At 27.2% G+C, this 6,459-nt stretch carries 5 protein-coding genes and 1 pseudogene; 5 read left to right on the plus strand and 1 reads right to left on the minus strand.

Annotated elements, in window-relative coordinates:
- Together E6248_RS11485 and E6248_RS11490 are read left to right on the plus strand one after the other, a co-directional pair.
- The coding region (locus E6248_RS11485; RefSeq protein ID WP_316340941.1) for a UvrD-helicase domain-containing protein at positions 1 to 1,758 on the plus strand (1,758 nt) is incomplete at its 5' end.
- A 386-nt stretch (positions 1,759 to 2,144) separates the two neighbouring features.
- A complete protein-coding gene (locus tag E6248_RS11490; RefSeq protein WP_316340942.1) occupies positions 2,145 to 3,254 on the plus strand; it encodes a sn-glycerol-3-phosphate ABC transporter ATP-binding protein UgpC in 1,110 nt (369 codons plus the stop codon).
- Positions 3,255 to 3,419: 165 nt separating this feature from the next.
- Here the strand turns inward: E6248_RS11490 and E6248_RS11495 are convergent, their stop codons facing one another.
- A complete protein-coding gene (locus E6248_RS11495; protein WP_316340943.1) occupies positions 3,420 to 4,133 on the minus strand; it encodes a superoxide dismutase in 714 nt (237 codons plus the stop codon).
- Between the two features lie 296 nt (positions 4,134 to 4,429).
- Between E6248_RS11495 and E6248_RS11500 the strand changes: the two genes are divergently transcribed.
- The 3 genes and pseudogenes from E6248_RS11500 to E6248_RS11510 all read left to right on the plus strand — a co-directional run.
- Positions 4,430 to 4,732, plus strand: coding sequence for a thioredoxin family protein (locus tag E6248_RS11500; RefSeq protein ID WP_316340944.1), 303 nt, complete (start codon positions 4,430 to 4,432; stop codon positions 4,730 to 4,732).
- 111 nt (positions 4,733 to 4,843) lie between these two features.
- Positions 4,844 to 5,545, plus strand: coding sequence for a response regulator transcription factor (locus E6248_RS11505; protein ID WP_316340945.1), 702 nt, complete (start codon positions 4,844 to 4,846; stop codon positions 5,543 to 5,545).
- A pseudogene (locus tag E6248_RS11510) lies at positions 5,520 to 6,459 on the plus strand (sensor histidine kinase); the annotation flags it as partial. The gene E6248_RS11505 and the pseudogene E6248_RS11510, both read left to right, overlap by 26 nt.

A 6,459-nucleotide genomic window follows, 5' to 3' on the forward strand; every position in this document is an offset into this window, starting at 1 on the left:
GGAAGTTATGATCCAGCAGTGGTTGACTGGAGAGCCCCAGTAGCTTCACTATTTTATAAGGGAATGTTAGGAAAGACTTTTTATACAACTCCTAATGGAGAAATCCCTGTAGATATAATAGGAAGAAGACAGCTAATGGTAAAGAAAGCTAAGCTTGAGGGATTCTTTGATTCAGATATTAATATTCAAGATGAAATATTACAAATGGTATTATCATCTAAATCAGGAGAAAAGCTAAAAGACATAGTTAACACTATACAAAAAGAGCAAGATGAAATTATAAGAGCTGCTAGAAGTAAGGCTGTAGTAGTTAATGGAGTAGCTGGTTCAGGAAAAACAACTATTGCGCTTCATAGAATCGCTTACCTTTTATATAATTATAGAAATCAACTAACTGATAAAGTACTAATTTTAGGACCTAATGATATTTTCATGGATTATATTTCTGAAGTATTACCTAACTTAGGTGAAACAGCAGTTAAAAATGAAACCTTCTTATCTTTTGCATATAAAGAAATTAACTTGCAAGAGGAAGTTTCTGATATTACATCTTATTTAGAAGAAGTTCTAAAAGGAAATGAAAAGATAATAGATGAGATTAAATATAAATCTTCTAAGGAATTTATAGAGTTCCTAGATAAAAAGGCAAATGAAATAGAAGAAGGTTACTTCAACTTAAGACCAGTTAATTTCTTAAATGAAGAAATTGTATCTAAAGAAGAAATTGAAGAATTATTTAATGTTCATTATAAATATATGCCTATATTTAGAAGAAGCCAAAAGGTAAAAAGAATATTAGTTTCAAAGGTAAAAGATAAAAGAGATGATGCAGTAAGAGAAATAAATTTAAAAGCAAAAGAAGAAAAAGAAGCTTTATCTCAAGAAGATATTCAAATTGAAGAAAATAATATTGAGTTTAGAAGAAGACTTGCTATAAGAGATGTTGTTAGAGAAGTAATGAAGGTTAAATCTAAAATTGAAGAGTGGATAGAAAATGAATCAATAGTTGATATATATAAGAAAACTTTAGAAATTGATAAGTTATCTTATTTAGATTTAGCTGGTATTTTATATCTTATGATAAAGCTTGATGGTAAGAAATCTAATTATGAAATAAAGCATGTAGTTATTGATGAGGCTCAAGATTACAATATGCTTCAATTTATAGTTATAAAGGAACTAACAGGCTGCAGAAGCTATACTATTGTTGGAGATTCAAATCAAAGATTAGTAAAGGCTGAAGAAGTACCTGCAATGCTTAGACTTAAAGAAATCTTTGGTGAATTCTTTGAATTATTTGAACTTAAAAAGAGTTATAGATCTACTTATCAAATAATGGATTATGCAAGTAAATTATTAGACGAAAATGCAGTAGTTCCATTTGTAAGAAAAGGTGAGTTTGATGTCTTAGAAACTACTGTTCCAAAAGATAATATGGAAGAACTAGTAGATGTTATATTAAACTTATTAGAAGATTATCAAGAAGAAAAGTATGAAAATATAGCTGTTATTACTAAGGATAAGGAAGAGTTAAACAGAATAGCACCTGAAATAAAAAAATATACTAAGATATTAGCATTTAACAATTCAGATATAGTATATAGAGGTGGAAAAGTTATGGTGCCTTCATACTATGCTAAGGGCTTAGAATTTGATGGCGTTATAATTATAGATTTTGATGAAAATACTGATAATTTAATTAAGTATATTATGAGTACAAGAGCACTTCATAGATTATCTATAGTAAAAGTAAGATAATCTATGAAACTAATAAAAAGAGGATTGTTACACAAACATTGTGCTACAGTTCTCTTTTTATTAGGCAAATTATTAAGCTAACTATCATTCTGAACTTTTTAAAGAATAAAAGGTAATTTTTTAAAGTCGCTTGATAAATTATTAATAAAGAATAAAAAGTATTTTCTTTTGAGGTATTAAAACAATAGTAGAAATGATTCTAAATATCTATTTGTAAAAATGCACAAAAAAACTTGCAATTTATTATTCAATATAAGGAAATAAACTAAGATATTATGAAAACAATTGCATATTAGTTATAGAAAGTTATAATTAAATCATAATTGTAAACGATAAACAAGATTGAGCTTATTAAATTATTATGGTAAATAAAAGGAGAGATAAATATGGCAGGTTTAAAGTTAAAGGGTATTAAAAAAGTATATGATAATGGATTTGAGGCAGTTAAGGATTTTAATTTAGATATTGAAGATAAGGAATTTATAGTTTTTGTTGGACCTTCAGGTTGCGGTAAGTCTACAACTTTAAGAATGATTGCAGGTCTTGAAGAGATATCAGGAGGAGAGCTATACATAGATGATAATCTAGTTAATGATGTAGCACCTAAAGATAGAGATATAGCTATGGTATTCCAAAACTATGCTTTATATCCTCATATGACTGTATTTGAAAATATGGCATTTGGATTAAAATTAAGAAAGCTACCAAAGCAAGAAATAGAAGAAAAAGTTAGAGAAGCTGCTAAGATATTAGATATAGAACATCTTTTAGATAGAAAACCAAAGGCTTTATCAGGAGGACAAAGACAAAGAGTAGCTATGGGAAGAGCTATAGTTAGAAATCCTAAAGTATTCTTAATGGACGAGCCTTTATCAAATCTTGATGCTAAGTTAAGAGTGCAAATGAGAATAGAAATATCTAAGTTATATAATGAATTAAAAACAACATTTATATATGTAACTCATGACCAAACTGAAGCCATGACGTTAGGTACAAGAATAGTAGTTATGAAAGATGGAATAGTACAGCAGGTTGCATCTCCTAATGAAATATATAACCATCCTGCAAATCTTTTTGTTGCTGGATTTATAGGAAGCCCTCAAATGAATATGACTTATGGGGAAACATTAGTTAAGGATGGAAAACATTATGTAAAGGTGTTTGATGAGCTTTTAGAAATACCTGAAGATAAGGTTAAGAAGGTTAAAGAGAAAAATGCTGAGAATATAGAAGTTATAGTTGGAATTAGACCAGAAAATATATATTACACTAAAGAAGAGTTGGAAAAACCAGGAGTAGCAAAAGTTACTGGACAAGTTGATTTAACTGAGAATTTAGGATCAGAAACTTATATTCATATTAAGAAAGATAATGCAAGCTTTATTATTAAATCTAGAACAGCAACAAATTATGTTATAGGAGATACTATAGAATTTGGATTTGATTCTAGTAAGATTCATATTTTCGATAGAGAAGAACAAAATACTATATTTTAGTGATAAATAGGGCTACCGTAAGGTGGCCCTATTTAAATGCAAGTTTCTATTTTATTATAAATTTGTATTTTAGACTATAATACATAGCCACTAATGAAAAAATTCTTTATAAGTTATAAAAATATAAGTTATAAAAATAATTGGCTTCTAGTAATTTTATATTATCTATTTTTTATCTGAGTAATTATTTTCTGCTTGCTTCCAATTAACTACGTTCCACCAATTATCTATATAATCACCTCTTCTATTTTGATATTTTAGGTAATAAGCATGTTCCCAGACGTCTATACCTAATATAGGGGTTAAGCCTTGAGAAATAGGTGAATCTTGATTAGCTGTAGAAATAATAGATAATTTTCCATCATTATCCTTAACAAGGAAAGCCCAACCTGATCCAAAGCGACCTAAAGCAGCTTCTTTGAATTTAGATTTGAAATTATCAAAGGATTGGAAATCCTTATTTATTGCCTTTAACAAATCTCCAGATGGAGCTTGATTTTTTTCAGGAGACATTATTGACCAGAAAAATTCGTGGTTATAAACTCCTCCAGCATTATTTTTTACAGTCTCCCTTATATCTTCAGGAATTGAATTTAAATCTTTTAGCATTCCTTCTATACCCATCTTATATAATTCTGGATATTTAGAAATAGCTTTATTAAGATTATCTAAATATGCTTTTTCATGCTTATCATGATGAAGCATCATTGTTTCTTTATCTATATATGGTTCAAGAGCATCATAAGCATAAGGTAATGGCTTAAGCTCAAATTGTGAATCGCTTAAGTTACTACTATTTGCAGATATGTTAGGGATTAAAGCTATAAAAGTAACTATAGATAAAGTTGCTAATAAAAGTATTGAATATTTTTTCTTCATAAAATACACCTCCTTTATTAGTCTTTACAATTGGAAGAAAATTTATTAATAAATACTAAAAATGTTATAATAAAATAAGTATATAAGCTTTAAGAAAGAATCTAATTTATATAAAATTGCTTTTGGAGTTAGAAATATTTAAGATAGATAGGTATCTTAATAGCTTATATAGAATTTAAAGAGCTATGATTTCAATTAAGATAATTTAATTAAAAATGCTTTAAACTAAAATTTTATAAGATTATAGACGAAGGTTATCAATTGAATAATAGATTGTTTTTGGAGGAAATTCAGAGATGGATGTAGAAAAATATGTAAGTGATAATTTAATAAGTATAGTTTACTTTAGCGGATCTATTTGTGGAGCATGTGATGTTATCAGAGATAAAGTTAAGAGACTTATTAAAGATTATGAAAAGATTAATTTCTTGGAAATTAATGCAGTTGAAAATAAGGAAGTAGCAGCAAAGTATGATGTTTTTACATTACCAATATTAATTTTATTTGTAGAGGGCAAAGAAGTATTAAGATTTGGAAGATATTTTGACATTTTAGAGTTTAAAAATTCTATAGATAGATATTACAATATGGTTTTTTAAGAATTCCTTAAGAATTTTGATATAAACTTTGTAACTTATTTAATTTAATATCATCAGTATAGGAAGTTACTTAAACTACATTAAAAAACTACAGTTAATAGGGGAGTATATATGAATAATTATAATATCTTAGTGGTAGATGATGATAAGGAAATAACCGAAGCAATAGAAATATATCTTTTAAATGAAGGATATAAGGTATTTGTAGCTTATGATGGAATGGAAGCACTAGCTACCATAAGAAAGGAAGAAATTCATTTAGTAATTATGGATATAATGATGCCTAATCTTAATGGTACCAGAGCAACTATGGAAATAAGAAAGGAAAAAGAAATACCAATAATAATGTTGTCTGCTAAGTCTGAGGACTCTGATATTATACTAGGATTAAATTTAGGGGCAGACGATTATTTAACAAAACCTTTTAATCCTTTAGAGCTTATTGCTAGGGTAAATTCTCAAATTAGAAGATATACTAGATTTTCATCATTAAATAGCTTAAATAATAATGATAACATCATTACAGTAGGAGCTTTAGAACTAGACAAGGAAAGTAAAAGTGTAACTGTTGATAACAAAGAAGTTAAATTAACTCCATTAGAATTTAAGATATTAAGCTTATTAATGAGTAATCTAGGTAGGGTATTTTCTATAGAAGAGATATATGAAAGAGTTTGGAACGAAGCACCTTATAATGTAGATACAGTAACTGTCCATATTAGGAGGATAAGGGAAAAGATAGAGGTGGACCCTAGAAATCCTCAATATTTAAAGGTGGTGTGGGGAATTGGATACAAAGTCGACAAAAAATAAGATTATCAAAGATTTGGGGATAATAGCACTAGTTACTTTAGTTATATGTTTTGCTATTTCATTGAAAAAGACTATTACAGAATATAATAGGCTAGAAAGAGATTATGGGAGTAGTTATTTAACTGATTATTCGCTAATAAGTAATATTCAGTATTATGACAGTGTAATAACTGAGTATAGTAAAAATTATAAGGGTATCGATGGAAGTAAGAAAGAAGATGTCTATAAGAAGAAAGTAGAAGAATATAAAAGAATACAGGAAGAAGAAGTTAAATTATCAGAAAAAAGTATAAGAGAAAATGGAAAAGCAGATAACTTGTCAGAAGAAGAAATAAATAAGCTCATAGAGGAAGCAAAGAAAATAATATTAAGTGATGAGAGTTATGTAGATGATTTATTTTATAGCGCTAAAAATAACTTTAAATACTTATTAAGTAATAATGTAAATTTAGAATTTTTCTTTAAAGATAGTAGTGGAAATATAATAACTAATATTAATGATAATGATATTGAAAATAAAATAAATAGTGAAGAGTTTATAAATGATAATAAGTATTATTATGTTTATTTCCCAGCTGAAGATCCTAGTGTAAATAAGGAGAAGTATTCTAGTGGATTAGAAAAATTATATAATTCACTGAATTATAGTGACAAAGAAACACTTAGATTTTATAGATTTCCTAAGAAACCTGTAAAAGGAGATTATTTATATGATGTATGGGAACAGAGAGATGTGGCAGTTAAATCACTGTATAAAAGCGGATTGAAATCATCAGTCTATGCAATACTTACATTGGCCATAGTATATATTCTTTATAAAAAAAGAAGAGATAGTGAACTGACTATAATAGAAAAGTTATATATAAAAGTTCCTATAGATATTAGAGCAATAATATTTATAAGCAGTATAAGTT

The sequence above is a fragment of the Clostridium sp. genome, from assembly GCF_032552055.1.
Classification (GTDB): Bacteria; Bacillota; Clostridia; order Clostridiales; family Clostridiaceae; genus Clostridium.